Annotated in this window: 15 protein-coding genes; all 15 read right to left on the bottom strand. The window is 55.0% G+C overall.

Annotated features, from left to right (window positions below):
* Positions 1–35: 35 nt before the first annotated feature.
* A complete protein-coding gene (locus DN387_RS03105; RefSeq protein ID WP_054915849.1) occupies positions 36–2,030 on the bottom strand; it encodes a nucleoside-diphosphate sugar epimerase/dehydratase in 1,995 nt (664 codons plus the stop codon).
* A 165-nt stretch (positions 2,031–2,195) separates the two neighbouring features.
* The gene (locus DN387_RS03100; RefSeq protein WP_054915850.1) at positions 2,196–2,915 is read right to left on the bottom strand and encodes an acylneuraminate cytidylyltransferase family protein; all 720 of its coding nucleotides are present in this window, start codon (positions 2,913–2,915) and stop codon (positions 2,196–2,198) included.
* A complete protein-coding gene (gene hisH / locus DN387_RS03095) occupies positions 2,912–3,562 on the bottom strand; it encodes an imidazole glycerol phosphate synthase subunit HisH (protein WP_043862691.1) in 651 nt (216 codons plus the stop codon). Before hisH ends, DN387_RS03100 begins: the two co-directional genes overlap by 4 nt.
* A complete protein-coding gene (gene hisF / locus DN387_RS03090; protein WP_054915851.1) occupies positions 3,555–4,316 on the bottom strand; it encodes an imidazole glycerol phosphate synthase subunit HisF in 762 nt (253 codons plus the stop codon). Before hisF ends, hisH begins: the two co-directional genes overlap by 8 nt.
* Positions 4,316–5,626 carry an N-acetyl sugar amidotransferase gene (locus DN387_RS03085; protein WP_054915852.1) on the bottom strand — a complete coding sequence of 437 codons (1,311 nt, stop codon included), beginning with the start codon at positions 5,624–5,626 and terminating at the stop codon, positions 4,316–4,318. Before DN387_RS03085 ends, hisF begins: the two co-directional genes overlap by 1 nt.
* A gap of 28 nt (positions 5,627–5,654) precedes the next feature.
* Positions 5,655–6,710, bottom strand: coding sequence for a nucleotidyltransferase family protein (locus DN387_RS03080; RefSeq protein WP_054915853.1), 1,056 nt, complete (start codon positions 6,708–6,710; stop codon positions 5,655–5,657).
* Positions 6,707–7,396 carry an acetyltransferase gene (locus DN387_RS03075; protein ID WP_235384276.1) on the bottom strand — a complete coding sequence of 230 codons (690 nt, stop codon included), beginning with the start codon at positions 7,394–7,396 and terminating at the stop codon, positions 6,707–6,709. The genes DN387_RS03080 and DN387_RS03075 overlap by 4 nt, the downstream gene beginning before the upstream one ends.
* Entirely contained in the window at positions 7,396–8,481 is a 1,086-nt protein-coding gene (neuB, locus tag DN387_RS03070; RefSeq protein WP_043862687.1) for an N-acetylneuraminate synthase, read from the bottom strand. The genes DN387_RS03075 and neuB overlap by 1 nt, the downstream gene beginning before the upstream one ends.
* Positions 8,482–8,484: 3 nt before the next feature.
* Positions 8,485–9,639 carry a UDP-N-acetylglucosamine 2-epimerase gene (neuC, locus tag DN387_RS03065; RefSeq protein WP_054915854.1) on the bottom strand — a complete coding sequence of 385 codons (1,155 nt, stop codon included), beginning with the start codon at positions 9,637–9,639 and terminating at the stop codon, positions 8,485–8,487.
* Positions 9,636–10,787, bottom strand: coding sequence for a LegC family aminotransferase (locus DN387_RS03060; RefSeq protein WP_043862685.1), 1,152 nt, complete (start codon positions 10,785–10,787; stop codon positions 9,636–9,638). The genes neuC and DN387_RS03060 overlap by 4 nt, the downstream gene beginning before the upstream one ends.
* A gap of 8 nt (positions 10,788–10,795) precedes the next feature.
* Positions 10,796–11,776, bottom strand: a complete 981-nt coding sequence (locus DN387_RS03055; protein ID WP_043862684.1) for an NAD-dependent 4,6-dehydratase LegB — start codon at positions 11,774–11,776, stop codon at positions 10,796–10,798.
* A gap of 694 nt (positions 11,777–12,470) precedes the next feature.
* Positions 12,471–13,814 (bottom strand): Wzz/FepE/Etk N-terminal domain-containing protein, encoded by a 1,344-nt coding sequence (locus DN387_RS03050; RefSeq protein WP_054915875.1) that lies wholly within the window; start codon positions 13,812–13,814, stop codon positions 12,471–12,473.
* Between the two features lie 156 nt (positions 13,815–13,970).
* Positions 13,971–15,038 carry a Wzz/FepE/Etk N-terminal domain-containing protein gene (locus DN387_RS03045; protein WP_043862683.1) on the bottom strand — a complete coding sequence of 356 codons (1,068 nt, stop codon included), beginning with the start codon at positions 15,036–15,038 and terminating at the stop codon, positions 13,971–13,973.
* A gap of 659 nt (positions 15,039–15,697) precedes the next feature.
* Complete coding sequence (locus DN387_RS03040; RefSeq protein ID WP_043862682.1) at positions 15,698–15,940, bottom strand: lipopolysaccharide assembly protein LapA domain-containing protein; 243 nt, start codon at positions 15,938–15,940, stop codon at positions 15,698–15,700.
* Positions 15,941–15,964: 24 nt separating this feature from the next.
* Positions 15,965–16,258, bottom strand: coding sequence for an integration host factor subunit beta (gene ihfB, locus DN387_RS03035; protein ID WP_043862681.1), 294 nt, complete (start codon positions 16,256–16,258; stop codon positions 15,965–15,967).
* Between the last annotated feature and the right edge of the window lie 301 nt (positions 16,259–16,559).

Below are 16,559 nucleotides of genomic sequence, written 5' to 3'. Positions count from 1 at the left end.
GCAGCCCAGGGGATGATAAGCGCCTGGCTACAGGTTCACGGCTCCAGACGGCGCTGCTGGTGAATCCAGTCGACGATTTCACCATCGGGCGTGTAACCGCTTACCGTTTCGCGCAACAGCTGACGAACTCGCGTGTAATCATCCTCGGCAAGAGCGGCCAACAATACACTTAGGCGCTCCTTAAGCTCGTCCCACGGCAGATGGTCCTCCTGAGCACTCATGATCATCGGGTGGCGGGTAGAGACCACCTCATCGCCTATAAGCAGTTCTTCGTACAGCTTTTCCCCAGGGCGCAGTCCGGTGAACTCGATAGCGATATCTCCGCGAGGATTACCATCGGATTTGATGCTCAGGCCTGAGAGGTGAATCATTTTTTCTGCCAACTCGACGATCTTCACCGGCTCCCCCATGTCCAGCACGAACACATCCCCGCCCCGCCCCATTGAGCCTGCCTGGATAACAAGCTGTGCAGCTTCCGGGATGGTCATGAAGTAACGCGTGATCTTGGGGTGAGTGACCGTCAACGGGCCACCGGATTGGATTTGCCTGTAGAACAACGGAATTACCGAACCCGAAGAGCCAAGCACATTGCCGAAACGCACCATAGTGAAACGCGTCTTGTTGACATGCGACACATTGCTGCTGTCTTCGAACAAGACTGGCGCCAGCTCGCGACTCAGCGCCTGTAACGTCATTTCGGCCAACCGCTTGCTGCTGCCCATGACATTGGTGGGGCGTACTGCCTTGTCAGTTGAAATCAGAACGAAGTTGGCAACCTGCGCCTGCAATGCTGCTTGAGCGGTATACAACGTACCGATTACGTTGTTCAGCAGCCCTTCCGACACATTGTGCTCAACCATCGGCACATGCTTGTAAGCAGCCGCATGATAAACCGTCTCGACATGCCAGGCCTTCATTACGTCGAGCAACTGCACCGGGTTTCGTACGCTACCAAGAATGGGCAGCAACCGCGTGGATAGCGAACCTCGCGATACACGCTGCTCCAGCTCCGAGAGGATGCTGTACAGATTGAACTCGCTATGCTCGAACAGAATCAGCACCTTGGGCCTGAGCATCAGGATCTGCCGACACAGCTCCGATCCAATCGACCCTCCGGCCCCCGTGACCATGACTACCTTTGCGCTGACGCAACGTTCAAGCAGGTCATCCTGTGCTGGTACGGCATCTCGGCCCAGCAGGTCGGCAATATCCACTTCCTGCAGATCTTCGACTTTTACCCGGCCGCTGGCCAAGTCCATGAAGCCGGGAACGCTGCGCACATGCAGCGAAAGCCCCTCGAGGAAGCCCAGGATTTCACGTCGGCGAGCACGTGTCGCGGAAGGAATAGCAAGCAGCACCTCCTCTACACCGGTTACCTCGATCATTTTCTCGATATTGTCAGGTGTATAGACCGTCAATCCAGAGATCACCCGATCGGCAATACTTGCATCGTCGTCGATAAAGGCCACAGGTCGCATCAGCTTGCCCATGCGCAAAGCGGCAATCAATTGATTGCCTGCGGCGCCTGCTCCGTAGACGGCTACCTTGGGCAGACCACCGTTGCGATTGGTAAAAGGCACATGTTGCGTGGCGGCAAACCAGTCACCAAGAAAATACTGGCGAACGGCCAGGCGCAATCCGCCCACCATTACCAGGCTCAGCCACCAGTAATTGAAAATGATCGAGCGCGGCACGATGCGTGTGTGATCGCTGTACCAGTAAACAATCACCCCCAGCACCAATGCAGAGAGGCTGACGGCCTTGAAGATTGCGACCAATGCGTCATTGCCGAAATAGCGCATCACCGCCCGATACATGCCAAAGTAGACAAACAGGGGGATGGTCACGATCGGGGCGCATGCAAACAGCCACAGGTGCGCCTTGATCGGCGCAACGTACTCATCAATACCCAGCCGGACGATGAACGCCAGCCAAAGCGCAACCCACACCACCAGTACATCCACAAGCATTTGAAGCAGGCGCTTGCGGCGCCTCGGCAGCGCCAACAGTGAGGCTCGTAACTGTTCCATATCACCTTCGAATACTTTGTAACGTGTTGGGCAAGACCATCTGCTTGCACACTGCTGCGGTCAGACTGCTTGAACAGCCCATGGCGCAAAAACGCACCCACAGCTCAGACAGCAGCGCTGCGTGCCTGCCTTGATTGAGCATAAATCCAGCATGCCCAAACCAACTCAATCCCCTCGCGCGCCCACTGGCTCCGTCGATGACAGGCTCTCCAAGGCCAGCAGCGCCGCGCTCCAGTCTTCAGGGGTATCGATATCAATTGACTCGAGGTTGTCGTAAACCATCATCGGCACCGTGCCGGGCAGCACGAAACGCCTGTGCTCACGTAGCACATCGGGGGCAATCAGGTAGATCGAACCGCTGAGCGTCCAAGCAGGCTCAAGGTCCTGGGACCTCCTGGAGAGATTTTCCCACCCCAGAAAAGGCTCCATGGAATCGCCTTCGAGCCTGAAGCACCAGGCGGGGTGCGTGCTGGCGGCACACACACTGACCAGCGGGCGAGAGACATCTTCCCGGAACAGTGCGACCGCTCGGCGTATCGACTCTGCAGTGCGAAACGGAGATGTAGGCTGCAATAGCAACACTCCATCTACCTGACCATGATCTGACTCATATACGTCGAGAGCATGCAGTACAACGTCGACACTCGTCGCTGTATCCGTGGCCAGGTGCGCAGGCCTCAATCCCGGCACGCTTGCGCCGAAGGCCTGCGCAACAGCGCCGATCTGAGCATCATCGGTCGAAACCAGCACTGCACAGGTCGCGTCGCTTTGCAACGCAGCCTCGATAGTCCAGCCAATTAACGGCCGCCCACCCAGCAACTTGATATTCTTTCCGGGCAACCGCTTCGAGCCGCCTCTGGCCGGTACTACTGCAAGAATCTTCATTGCATTGCCACAAAGCTGGAAAGGATAGAAAGACCTACCTTGCCACTCTTTTCGGGATGGAACTGTGCGCCCCACACATTATTGTGGCCTATCACAGCAGCAACGAAAGTATCGTCATGCTGGCAATTGGCAATCCGGTGGGAAGGATCGGTAGGAACAGCCATGTACGAATGGACGAAGTAAACCGCACTGCTTTCAGGATTGACCGATGCCAATGGGGTTTGCTCCCAGCTCGTTCGGCCTGACGGGAATGTGAGGCTGGACCAGCCGATATGCGGCACCTTCGAGCGCTGCCCATTGCTGTCGAGGGTAGGGATAGGCTCGACCGCCCCTGGAATCAAACCCAGCCCAAAGGAGTGACCATGCTCGCAGCTGCTATCGAGCAACAATTGCATGCCCAGGCAGATACCCATCAGCGGCCGCCCGGAGCTTGCGAACTCGATAATCGCCTGGTGCATGCCATTGGCAGCCAGGTTGCCCATGGCATCAGCAAAGGCACCCACACCAGGTAGCAGGACTTTGGTGGAGTCTTTTAACCTGTCTGGATCAGACACCACGTTGACCGTAGCGCCGCAATGCTCGAGCGCCCGTCGGACACTGAACAGGTTGCCAACGCCATAATCAATAACCGTAACAACTTCACTCATAGGACCGCACCCGTACACCAGCAGCAGAAACGTCACGCCGAATATCAGCGATGCAAGCACGTTGGTAATGCAGGATGTCAGCCATAGCCACGGCGTCCGCCCCCGCCCCTACCACACTGATCGCATGCGCGGAGCTGCCCATGCCGCCACTGGCGATCACGGGAATGTCCACAGCCTCGGTAACAGCCGTGACCAGTTCAAGGTCGAACCCCTTGCGTGTCCCTTCACGGTCCACGGAAGTCAACAGCACTTCGCCAGCACCGAGCCGGGCAGCTTCACGCACCCACTCCAATAGATCCTTGCCAGTGGATTCGCGGCCGTTATCGGTAAATACTTCCCAACGCTGCATACCCACGCTTTTGGCCTCGACCGAAAGTACCATGCACTGGCTGCCGAAACGGCGGGCGATCTCGGTAATCAATCCCGGCCTGGCAACCGCGGCGGTATTGACCGCCACCTTGTCGGCGCCACAACGCAGCAGATGCGCAACGTCATCCACCGACCGTACGCCACCACCGACAGTAAGGGGAATGAACACGTTTCTTGCCGTGTTCTCGATCAACTCGCTCAGGCTGTTGCGCCCATAAAGGCTCGCAACGCAATCCATGTAGATAAGTTCATCGATACCCTGCTCGTAATAGCGTATGGCAAAATCGTTAGGCACACCGATTTTGCGTAACCCTTCGAGGTGAATACCCTTGATCAGGTCCTTGCCCTTTACATCGAGTCGAGCAATAAGGCGGGTGTTACTCATTAAGCGTTGCCCTGCGGAGCCCAAGGGGTGTAGCGAAGTTTCCACTCGCCATCGACAACATGCCAAAGGTGCGGCGAGCGGAACTTGTCGCAGGTTGCCAAGAACTCTTCACGCGTCATGCTGATGTAATCTAGAAACTCTTTTTCATAGCGTGAAGGGTATTCACCCTCATAACGCTGCATCAGCGCGATTGCTTCGTCCTTGTCGATGTGATGATTACGAATCTCTTGGGCGGAATCCATCATCGTGCGGCCGACACCGAACTTGATCCAGCGTGTGAAATAGAAGAAACCATCAACCTTGTCATCGAGGCTGTTGTATTTGGAGTAGGTGCCTTCGGTACGTACCGGATTGGCCTCGAAACCGGTGTGTTCCACCGCGTAGTAGTAGGCTTCCTGAGGGACCCACTTGGTGTAGTACCCCAGGTACTTGAAGTCGATACCTTTCTTCTCGAGTACGTCGGGCGCCATTGGCAGATAGCTGGCAAGGTCGACCATAGGCACGCCGTCGTCAAGGTATTCACCAATGGCTTTGCCACCCAGGTATACATCGCGAATGTCCTTGTCGCCCAGGTAGTCGAGCGAGAAACCTTCACTTTCAACTTTCTGATCTTTCGCGGCATAGCTGGAGGTCTTGTGAGAAATCTTCTCACCGTACTCACCCGGCATTTCCCCGTAAAAAATCAGTGGAATATTAAACTTGGCGGCCATTTTAGCCACAAATGTCTTCTGGCCGAGGATGAACGGCTGGAACGGGTGTAGCAGGTTGATCGTCGCATTGCGGGTCAGCAAACGATGGATCTTACCGTTGGGCGTGTACAGGAAGTTGTCAAACCCACCAACGTGCAACCAATTCTGAAAGTTCTTCCAGCCGATATCGGTGTACAGGTGCGGGGACCAGGTCACGGTCAGTGGATTCATACCGTACTTGTACTTCAACAGGTGGGACTGCATCGCGCTGTCCTTGCCACCGCTACCGCCCACGATGCAGTCGTAGGAGCCGTCGTTCTTGCGGTACTGATTGCACAGTTCCACAAGCTCGCGCTCGCGTTCGGCCCAGTCGATTTCACCTGTTTCCTTGAGCTTGTTGAAGTTACAGGCATGGCACACGCCATTTTCGTCAAAGCTCAGTGTTGTCTTGGTTGAGCTATGGCTATGCGCGTACTCGTTGCTCGACATCGGCTGCTGGTTGGACATGTTGCAGATTTTGCAAAACTTGACATCCCGCGGCAGGCCGTAAAAAACCTCAAGCTCGCCTTTGGGCAGAGAAAACTTCGATAGATCAAAAGACGCGTTAGGGGAAATCTTCAACGTAACTCTCCAAGAGAAAAATCAACAACTAGACAGGATACTTATTACGAGCCAGTTGCAGGTCGTCAGGACGCCCCACATCAAGCCAAGGCTCGTGCATCGGGTATGCAATCGTACTTTCGCCCTTCTGCTGGACACGCTCGAACAGCGTAGGCATGTCGCATTGACCGCCCACAACCAACTCGTCAAGTGCTGCAGGGTCCAAGACGTAGATACCGGCATTCACATGAGTTTTATAGATAGGCTTTTCATCAAAACCAACGATTTTGATGCCCTCCGTACGAATCACCCCGAATGGGTTCTGCCACTCATGAAGCCTAACTGCCATTGTTGCCAACGCTCCATGTCTTAGGTGGAAATCAAGAATTTCACCGTAGCGTATATCACTCAATACATCGCCATTCGTTACAAGGAACGGCAGGGTTGGGCGCGGCGACAACAAACTGATAGCGCCCGCAGTGCCAAGAGGTGAGTCCTCATGAAGGTAAGTGATCTTCACCCCCCACTTGTGGCCATCTCCAAAATAGTCCTCGATCATATGCCCGAGGTAATGCACAGACACAATGAAATTGACGAAACCATCTGCCTTCGCGCGCTCGATGATCAACTCGAGCATGGGCCTGCCGCCTACCGGCAACATAGGTTTGGGACAGTCTTCAGTGAGTGGCAGCAATCGCTTGCCCAAGCCACCGGCCATGATCACCATTGTGTTTTCGCGTTCAGCAGGTTCCAGCACTTCATCCCACAGGTGCAAGCCCACAACGCGACGTTCTGCATCTATGATCGGTAGTTGATGGACCTTGTTGGCGTGCATCAGGTGCAGAACCATATCGCGCGCCATCTCAGGCGGAACAACCAACGGATTGAGCGCCATGATCTGCTCCACAGGGCTGCCGAGTTCAAGCCCACGCAGCAAGCCGCGCCTGACATCACCGTCGGTGACACTCCCTTGCAAGCGACCTTGCGGACAAACGACGAGCGCGATTTGCAACCCGGAAGCATCCAGGTTGCTGATCGCCTGCTGAATACTCGAGCCCTGGGCAAGCAACACTTTGCGCCAGAGTTGCTGATCTAGTGGTTTCATGTTTTTTCTGGCCGACTCACATATTTCGATTCATGGATTCGTACTGACGCACTCGTTACCACATGACCTGCGGGTAGGTCTTTTACCAAGGTAGCACCCGCTCCGACGATACCGCACTGACCTATCGATACGCCTTGTATGGTCACGGAGCCGGCTCCGATGAAGGACTCACTTGCCACGCTGACACCTCCACACAGCACTGCGGATGGGGCCAAGTGAACATGGCTGCCAAGTATACAGTCGTGATCAATTCTGACCCCGGTATTTATAATCGAGTTAACACCAATCGCAGTATCGGCCTGGATAATTGCACCCGCCATGACCTGTACCCCGTCGCCCAACTTCACACTCGGGTCAACCCAGGCAGAGGGATGAACGAGCGACGGAAAGTGAAAGCCTCGTGCGGTCAACTTAAAAAAAATATCCCGGCGAAGTGACGAACCCAGTACCTGACCGATGCCGTTGACCAGTCCGACTTGCTCAACATCAAACTGTTCGAGCACCTCATCCCCACCCAGGACATTCACGCCACGCCAGGACGCAATAGAAGCCGCAGCAAGAGCGGGATCACAAACACCAAGTACGTCGACCCCCACCGCGCGCAGCAAAGACAACAGCACTTTGGCATGCCCACCTGCCCCGAGCAGAAGCACCGGACACGATGTGCCATCCATCAGCGCCGTCATCATTCAACTGCCTCGCCGGCTCGATAGTCGCGCGAAGCCGCTATACCGACCATTCCCCACAAGGCAGTAGCCGGCAGCCCCCCACCACAACGCGCGGTAGCCAGGTCAGTACGAGCAAATCGCTCACCGGCTACGATATCTCGCGTAACCACCACTTGCTGACGTGCGGCATTACGTGTATCCCATTCACTGGGTTGCGGTGACTTTGAGGACGAGCCCAGCGCTTGCTCCAGACCGCGGATCTGCGCAACCATCTCGGCGAGCTCGGTCGGCTCCAGAGAAGCCTTGTGATCCGGGCCAGACATCGTTCGGTCCAAGGTGAAGTGTTTTTCAATCACTTTCGCGCCGCGGGCGACAGCTGCCAGCGGAATCAACAAGCCCTGAGTATGATCAGAGTAACCGACCTCTAGACCAAAGGCGTGTTGCAGGGTATCCATCGCCCGCAGGTTCACTTCCGTAAGCGGCGTTGGATACTGCGAGGTGCAGTGAAGCAAGGTCACATGCCCCTTCAGACGCTCCCGCGCCTGGGCTTTGCTCCAGCAACGCCAAACCTGATCCATGCCCAGAGGCTCCTGATCATTGGCCAAAGCGTGCGCGATGATAGCCAGCCCCTGCTCCACCTCACTCAATGTCGCCATACCAGTGGAAAGAATCAGTGGTTTGCCCGTACGCGCAAACTGCCACAGCAGCGGGCCATTGGTCAGCTCACCGGATGGTATCTTGAAGAACGGTATGTCCAGCGTACACAGAAATTCGAGACTGTCCCCATCGAAAGCGGTACTGATGAACTCGATTCCCTTGGCCTTCGCATGCGCCTGCAGGTCCGCATGCCAAGCTCTGGGCAATTCCAATTTTTGAAGCATGGCTAACTGACTTTCAGCAGCATCGGTGGTCTTCTGCTGATAAAGCGCCTTGGGTGCAGTGGCCGACGCCAGCTTCCGAGCATCGAAGGTCTGAAACTTTACCGCGTCCGCGCCTGCGCGCGCGGCCAACTCGACCAATTGAAAAGCCAGATCGCGCTGCCCATTGTGGTTAACGCCGGCCTCGGCAATAACGTATACGCCTTCCTCGTTTAATTTTTTCATACGTCAACTCAAATCATGAAATGACTTGTGACCTGAGACGTCACAAGTTTCGAGGATCTGCACGATCTGCTTGGCAGCATCGCCTTGTCCATAAGGGTTTTCAACTTGCTTGCAAGCGGCTGAAAAAGGTTGACTCAAAGCCGTTTCAAGGGCGGCGACAATACACGCTTTTTCCGGTAGACAGTGGACGACGGACTCTGCACACAGACGACCTTGCTGGCGCGCACCGATATTCACGGTCGGCACACCGAAGGACGGCACCTCAATGAGCCCACTGGACGAGTTGCCCACAACCGCTGCGGCCTTGCCCACCACACTGAGATAACGGCGAAAACCCAGCGACGGGATCGCCAGTACACGACCGGGATTGGAAGCCGCATAATCTTCAATCATGGGAATGAGATCCCGTCCGCCATTATCGGCGTTGGGATAGGTGAGCACTACACCGTAATCGGAAAATTCGTCCAGTGCTCCCAGTAGCGCAGCGAAACTGGAGGCAGGGTCTTCTTTCAGAAGCGTTACCGGATGATAGGTCACCAGCAGAAACGGCGAGTTGAAATCAAACGACAACGTCTCTGCCAGCTCAGGCTCGGACAGAACGGGCGTGCGCTTGATATGATCCAGACCCACAGCCCCTACATTGAACACACGCTCTGGCGCTTCGCCCATCTGGATGACGCGTTGACGATAGGGGTGCGCCGCGACGAAATGCAGATAGGCCATCTTGCTTATAGCGTGCCGAATCGCGTCATCATAGGCCCCTTCGGTAACCTCACCACCATGCAGATGGGCGATCGGAATTCGCATGATCAAGGCAGCCTGAACGATACTTAGTGCCTCAAACCTGTCGCCCAACACCACTAGGATGTCAGGCCGCAGTCGATCAAGCGCATCAGCAAAACCCAGCGTACCCAGGCCCATAGACTTGACCGTACCGACATCGGTGTTGGATGACAGCAGCATTTCGACCTTGGCGTCGATGACGAAACCATCGTCTTTAATCTGCTGCCAGGTATTACCAAACTCCGGAGACAGGTGCATGCAACTAACAATAACCTGCAGTTCCAGCGACGAACTGGCCTGGATCTCCTTCATCAGCCAATACAGAAGGCCGTACTCTGCCCTGGTACCGGTGAATACGGCGATGCGCCGACTCATGAAGCTCCACCGGCGGGCACGCTGCTGGGCAGGTTCACCACCCTGGCCTCAAGCCACTGGGCATTGCTCAAATCCCCGGAGATGCACTCGCGGTAAGCCGGCAGATGATTCATCAGGCGCCATATAGGGCGCGTCATCACACCGCTGTCATTGGTGGCCTTGAGCAGCGCATCCCGCTGCTCCAGATCCTGGCAGACAACCGCATTCAACCAGTAATTGGAACGACAGCCCTCGGGCTCGAGCACAAATTGCAAGTCGCTACCGGCCAGTTCATCAGCGTAGCGCATCGCCAAAGCGCGCTTGGCTTCTAGGAATGCATCGAGTTGCTCGAGCTGAGCACAACCCAAAGCCGCGTTGATATTCGGCAAGCGATAGTTGTAACCCACCTCATCATGCACGTACTCGTAGGGATGTGGCTGCTTGGCGGTTGTGGTCAAGTGTTTGGCCTTATTCCCGAGAGCCTCGCCTGCCAACAGCATGCCGCCACCACCGGTAGTGATGACCTTGTTACCGTTGAAGCTCAGGGTGCCGATCAGACCGAAGGTGCCGGTATGCTGCCCCTTGTAGGTGCTGCCCAGCGATTCGGCAGCATCTTCGACCAATGCAAGCCCCCAGCGACGACACACATCGACCAACTCATCCAGGGCCACCGGATGACCGAAGGTGTGCATCGGCAAGCAGGCCCTGATGACTCGTTCATCCTTTTTCAGACGGCACTGGCCGTCGGCATCGATGAACGCCTCGGCCTCGAGCCACACCGCGAGCGCCGATGGAGAAAGGCCCAGAGTTTCACGGTCCACATCCACAAACACCGGCTGTGCCCCACAATAGGCGATGGCATTGCAGGTAGCCACAAACGTCAGCGACTGGGTAATCACCAGCTCACCGGGTTTGACACCCGCGAGCAACAACGCAATGTGCAGCGCAGCGGTTCCATTGACGGTTGCAACTGCCCGCGGGCTTCCTGTGTAGCTCTGCATGTCACGTTCGAAGCGATCAACAAAGGCACCTACGCTGGAGACAAACGTAGACGTGATTGTATCGGCCACATACTGCTGCTCGTTGCCCCCAAATACCGGCGCGTGCAACGGTATGAATTCATTGGTGCGATATTGTTCGCGTACAAACCTGACAAGCGAGTCGAACATACCGAACCTCAAACGTTATAGATATTGGCTTTGTATTTGGCCAGATTCTGTGGCTGCGAGAACCATTCCACCGTCTTTTCCAGACCTTGGCGAATGGAGTACTCAGGCTTGAATCCGGTCAAACCATGAATCTTGGAGTTGTCACACCACAGACGGAAAACCTCGGACTTTTCTGGACGAATGCGCTGATCGTCCGTCAGAAACTCGACGTCACTGCCCATCAGCTCACGGATCAGGCTGAGGGTGTCACCAACGGAAATCTCGAAATTCGAACCGATGTTGACGGTTTCACCGATCGCACGCTCGCAGCGCGCAAGCTCAAGGAATCCTCGGCAAGTATCAGCAACATAGTTGAAGTCGCGAGTAGGGGTTACGTCGCCCAGCTTGATCTGCTTCTGGCCGGCGGCGATCTGACTGATGATGGTCGGAATAACTGCCCGAGCAGACTGGCGAGGGCCATAGGTATTGAACGGACGAGCGATGGTCAACGGCAGATCAAAGGCATTGAAAAAGCTCATCGCCATCGCATCGGCACCAATTTTTGACGCACTGTAAGGCGATTGTGCCTGAAGCGGATGCTTCTCATCGATCGGCACATACTGTGCGGTACCGTACACTTCGCTTGTGGACGTGTGAATGATGCGCTTGACGCCGTTCTCCAGCGCAGCCTGGCAGATGTTCAGGGTCCCCTTGACATTGGTATCCACGTAGCTGTCAGGGGCAACATACGAGTATGGAATGGCAATGAGTGCCGCTAGGTGAAAGACAATATCCACATCTTTTGTAATGTGCTTGCAATAGTGAGGATCCCTCACGTCGCCGTTAAGCACCTCAATCTGCGAAAGACAGTCAACGTCTTCAAGCCAGCCCCAATAGTTGAATGAGTTATATTGGGAAAGCGCCTTAACCTTATAACCTTCACGCACCAGCAACTCGGTCAAATGCGAGCCGATAAATCCGTCAGCGCCGGTCACCAAAACTGTAGTCATCGTTAAACCCTTAAAGTCTCTTTCCCTGACACTTGCTCAGGGGCGACAAAGATATGAATGTACCATCGAAGAAGCTCGCCAAGGGACCTTGGCGCAGCGACTCAACTGATCGTAAGATGCGGCCTGATCGGCACCCCATGCGACCCGTCGCCCCTGCTTGCTCGAGAGGGCTCAGCGGCCGGGACGTCCAGGGCCATGTCGCCATGCAAGGCTCACCAATAGCCCTGCTGCCGCGGCTCCAGCACCAACGCTGCACAAAGCATCAAAAGCGAGCTTTATGCAGCACAAAATTTTCGAACCACTATACACAAAGACAGAACGCTTCTCCATTGCCCCGCTCTGTCAACCTACCCCACGGAGCGGTAGAGGGCTTACGCGAGAGCAATAGGAGCCTTGGATAAACAGACCCTATACCCCGCCCAGTAGCGATGATTGCCTGAGTAACTGTCCAGTTAAAACAACTATCGACCAGACTCATCCCAACCAAGGAAACATTCACCCAAATGGATCACATCGCTTATCAGACCACCCTCGATGCATCACCTATTGCGCACGACACCCAATATCTGGAACTTCCTAACGCAAGAGCGATTACTTCCACCATGGGGTTTTCGCTAGAAGAACCCCACCGAAGCCGAGCAGGCAAAATGCCGCGATGGAGCCTGCGCACTCGAGCTTAGAGACCATCTACGACCTACCGACCACTCTCAGGCAACGAAGGCGCCTGCGTCTTGGCGACCACAGGCACCGCCATTGAAACCTCTTGTGAAAGATGAAGGCGACGCACGACAAGCACATTTCGCATAATCGCCAGAAAAATGCCGAAGACGCCACCTACTACCAAGCCCATCAATATCACTATCAACTTTTTCGGTTGCACTGGCGCCACTGGTACCACCGCAGGCTGATCAATGCTTACCAATCGCATGCTGCTAGCGTCCGCTCCCATACCCTCAAGTCGCACTCGCTCGGCACGCAGAGACTCGATTCCTTTCAGAAACAGCTCATCATTATCGCGCTTGCGCAATACTTCGACCTCGCGATTATTGGCGAGCACCAAGAGCTGCTTGCGAATCTGTGCAACCTTGGGATCGGAAAAATCGTCCGACTCACGACGGCGCATTACCTGGCGCTCCGCCTCCAGTGCATCTACACCCATGAAGTACAGAGGGATCTGCTGGTTGGTGACCTCGGTTCGATTTATCGTACCGGAGGAATCGCTATTGGCCATGGAAGAAGGCGTTGAAGGCCTCTTCAAACCCAGGGAACGCGCTATTGTGATGGCCTCATTCAACTGGGCAATACGGTCCTCCCTCAGCAGCTTGAGCTGGGCACGCAACGCCTTCAACTCATCCTGCAACTGCGCGCGCTTCAGACGATCAGCCTCTAGCAACTCGGCGATTCGCCCCTGCTTCGTAGCATCATAGTTACTGCGTGCAGCAGCTAGCTTCGCATCTACTTCAGCCAGCCGATTGCTGACGATAACCTTTAGGTCGTCAGAAATGTGTCGGCGCTCGTTATCAATTGCGTATTCAATCAGTCCGTTGAGCGCGTCAGGGCCATTGATGCCCTGCGGGTAGCGCATCTGCATACTTACACTTGTGGAGAACGCGGCAGGCTTCTGAACGTCCGTCTGCACCTTCATCTGCAAATCGCGGTTAAACCTCTCGAAAGCGTGCGCTGGCGCACCGTAGGCCGCAACAAACTGTTCTTGCAACTGCGGATTGGCCTGATAGAAGCCAAGGCGGACCTCATAGGAGTCCAGAGCAGAGGCAACCCGCATCAGCGCCTCATCCGGCGACAGCGAGTAGACACCTGAACGATTCAATGCATCCAGATCATTCAGTGGAACAGAACGCAGCGCTGCACTGGTTTCGTACTCTGGCGTGGCTGTAAAAGCGTAGATGGCCCCCAGCGCAGCGAACATCAGCGAGGAAGCGACGATCAATTTTTTCTGCTGCCAAACCACCTGGGCGGTCGCCAGAAAATCAAATTCACCTTGTGTGATGACCGGGGGTATACGGGAAACACTTGTCACATTTAAACCTGCTCTGGCTGAAATATACGTACCGTGTCTGACAGACAAGCACCTATACACTATCGGCGAACTCGCCGAATAGAGCCACAGGGCACACTGCCGCATCATTTGCATGCATTGTGCCACCTAATCGCGCCGCGCTCCATACTGGACGTGTCAGGCACCCTTCATCCAAGAACGTACGCCGTGATTGCTCAACCATACATGCTTCAACAGCGCCAAGATCGCCCCCAAGAATAGACCAACCAAAACACCCAGCAATATGATCAACGCCTTCTTCGGATTGACTGGCATATCAGGCGACTCGACCCCTCCATCCTGCCGATAGACCTCTACAGTGGCCGGATCGACCGTCAACGACTGATAGAACTCGAAATCAGCCTGTTGCTCACGCAATTTAGAGATAAAAGGATCGTCCGAGCTCCGCCGCTCCAAATTACTGATTTCCGCCTCCAGCGCCTCGCTTCCACGCATATAGGTCAGCGCCCCGTCCATATTTGCGGACAGCTCCTTGGCGATATCTCCGCTGATGATCGGCGGTCTTACCAACCCAATGGACTTGGCGATAACCAGCGCCTCCTTGAGTTGCGCGATTCGGTCCTCTCGCTTGTGCACCCCAGTCTCGCGCGCCAAGGCAATCTGCCGCTCAAGGTTATTTGCCTTGACCATAGCGTCAGCCTTCACATCCTTGAGCACCTCGCTCTTCGCGCGCTCTCCTGCCATTTGCACATAGCGCATCGCCCACTGTGCAGCCAAGTGCGGATCGGATAGCTTGACGGCAATAGAGTAACGACCTGGCGAGTCGGGATTCACAAGCTCTAGCACCAGCACCTTGCTCATCTGGTTGTAAAGATCATCTAGGGAGCGCGCGCCCTCTCGCTGAGCCGACCAAGGCAGGTAATTCGACTCAAAAAATTCACGTCGTAATGACTCGGACTGCAACGCACGCGAGTACACATCGGAGATGTCTTTTACTGACAGCATAATCAATCCCGAACTACCACCGCGACCATAGTTGAAATGAGCAATATCATTTTGAGTGGGAGGCTGCACAAATACCTTAGCTTCGTAGATCGGAGTTACAAGCATGCTGTATGCCACAGCAATTGCCCCCACCAGAAGTGTCGTCACGAGAACCAATAGCCTATGCCGCCACAATCGAGCCATCAGCTCCACAAGATCAATTTCATCATCTCTGATCACTCGTTCACGGTCGTTGGACATTTATTTTTTGGTTCCCTGGGTCCATTTTCTTTTGAAACCAACCATTTAAGATTGGAAGGTCAGTAAAACGGCAGATAGCAAAATGATGTCATTTACATATAATTCTTTAATAAATCATAGCTTAGTGACGTTTTTGACATCCTGCCTGGTGTCGACGACATTTTCTTTACGCGCATGCGGCACCGATGCAGAGGTATCTGATAAGTCAACATTCAGATAAGTTCCCAGCGCAAAAGCAAAAGCCACAACACTACTTTCAACCACCTGGCTCACATGCCGATGCACAATGGCAATACTTAGGGCAGTACGTAGCCGGCATCGAGCTCAGCATGTGCCATGCATAATCTGCTGCAGCATGACGGTTGAAAGCATGATCAATCGCCAGATGAATGCGAGGTAGACAGCGGGCCCGAGCGGCCATCCCGCGGATACCGATGCGCAAACCAAAAGAGAGGAGAAACAGAGAGGAAGGAGGGCTTGATAATAGGCTGAAACGCCATAGATAGCGCGGTGATGAGGAATCGAGAGTAAAACATGCGCGGCCCATTCCAGGGTATTCAATGGAGCGCCATTACCCCATAAAAGATCGCCGCCGCCACGTGGCATCTTCGCTCAATAGCTGTAGGAAGATTCTGCATTTTACAGCCAGATGAGCTGCGTTACCGACTCATACGCCGGGCACGACTTCTGGCACGCACTGCAACATATGCCCCCATCACCGGCCCAACCAGCAACCCACCCACCAGGGCTACCAGCACCACAACCGACAACGGCAACGCCGGCGCAGCCCACCCAAACAGCACCAATGCCACCGACTGCTGGTTCTCCAGCACAAACAGCAGCACCACCGCCGCAACGGCCAGCACCACCAGCGCCAGCACTACACGCTTGAGGTTACGCATGACTTGCTCCTTGCTCAGCGGCCATCATGCGCCCTCCTCCTCATCGTTGACCCGATCACGCAACTCTTTACCGGGCTTGAAATGCGGCACGAACTTGCCGTCCAGACTCACCGACTGCCCCGTCTTCGGGTTACGACCCAGGCGCGGCGCCCGGTAATGCAGCGAGAAGCTGCCAAAGCCGCGGATCTCGATTCGATCCCCTGTAGCCAGGCACTGGGACATCTGCTCAAGCATGGTCTTGATGGCCAGCTCCACATCCTTCGATGAAAGCAGCCCTTGATGGGTGACAATACGTTCGATCAGCTCCGACTTCGTCATATTTTTCCCTTCTTTATCAAGCAGCTAGATCATTGCTTACTCTGTTTGTAGCACGCCCTAGCTGATTTGAACAGGGTGGTTCTTGACTTAATAAAATTTTCAAGATTTGCACACAAGGGTGACAAGTGAGTGCCGCTGCCCGCAGGTGAGGCGGGGCAAGGGATTGGCGCATTTGCTTCGCCCTGACGTGGACGAATCCGCCCTGGCGGAACACAGGAAGGCATGGCCCCCCCTGCAGACTCATCGGCAAACAGGCATGAATCGCAGGCACAAAAAAGGGCGACCGAAGTCGCCCTTTTTA

Origin of the sequence: Pseudomonas sp. FBF18 (genome assembly GCF_024261405.1) — a bacterium.
In the GTDB taxonomy this organism is placed as follows: Bacteria; Pseudomonadota; Gammaproteobacteria; order Pseudomonadales; family Pseudomonadaceae; genus Aquipseudomonas; species Aquipseudomonas palmensis.
This window is presented reverse-complemented; position numbering and strand designations above follow the sequence as displayed.

Excerpts from the sequence above, each read along its gene's own strand:
- DN387_RS03040 (WP_043862682.1), bottom strand. The coding sequence starts at position 15,940 with ATGCGTAACCTCAAGCGTGTAGTGCTGGCGCTGGTGGTGCTGGCCGTT.
- hisH (WP_043862691.1), bottom strand. The coding sequence starts at position 3,562 with ATGAGTGAAGTTGTTACGGTTATTGATTATGGCGTTGGCAACCTGTTC.
- DN387_RS03105 (WP_054915849.1), bottom strand. The coding sequence starts at position 2,030 with ATGGAACAGTTACGAGCCTCACTGTTGGCGCTGCCGAGGCGCCGCAAG.
- hisF (WP_054915851.1), bottom strand. The coding sequence starts at position 4,316 with ATGAGTAACACCCGCCTTATTGCTCGACTCGATGTAAAGGGCAAGGAC.
- DN387_RS03100 (WP_054915850.1), bottom strand. The coding sequence starts at position 2,915 with ATGAAGATTCTTGCAGTAGTACCGGCCAGAGGCGGCTCGAAGCGGTTG.
- ihfB (WP_043862681.1), bottom strand. The coding sequence starts at position 16,258 with ATGACGAAGTCGGAGCTGATCGAACGTATTGTCACCCATCAAGGGCTG.
- DN387_RS03045 (WP_043862683.1), bottom strand. The coding sequence starts at position 15,038 with ATGTCCAACGACCGTGAACGAGTGATCAGAGATGATGAAATTGATCTT.
- neuB (WP_043862687.1), bottom strand. The coding sequence starts at position 8,481 with ATGAAAAAATTAAACGAGGAAGGCGTATACGTTATTGCCGAGGCCGGC.
- DN387_RS03080 (WP_054915853.1), bottom strand. The coding sequence starts at position 6,710 with ATGAAACCACTAGATCAGCAACTCTGGCGCAAAGTGTTGCTTGCCCAG.
- DN387_RS03055 (WP_043862684.1), bottom strand. The coding sequence starts at position 11,776 with ATGACTACAGTTTTGGTGACCGGCGCTGACGGATTTATCGGCTCGCAT.
- DN387_RS03060 (WP_043862685.1), bottom strand. The coding sequence starts at position 10,787 with ATGTTCGACTCGCTTGTCAGGTTTGTACGCGAACAATATCGCACCAAT.
- neuC (WP_054915854.1), bottom strand. The coding sequence starts at position 9,639 with ATGAGTCGGCGCATCGCCGTATTCACCGGTACCAGGGCAGAGTACGGC.
- DN387_RS03075 (WP_235384276.1), bottom strand. The coding sequence starts at position 7,396 with ATGACGGCGCTGATGGATGGCACATCGTGTCCGGTGCTTCTGCTCGGG.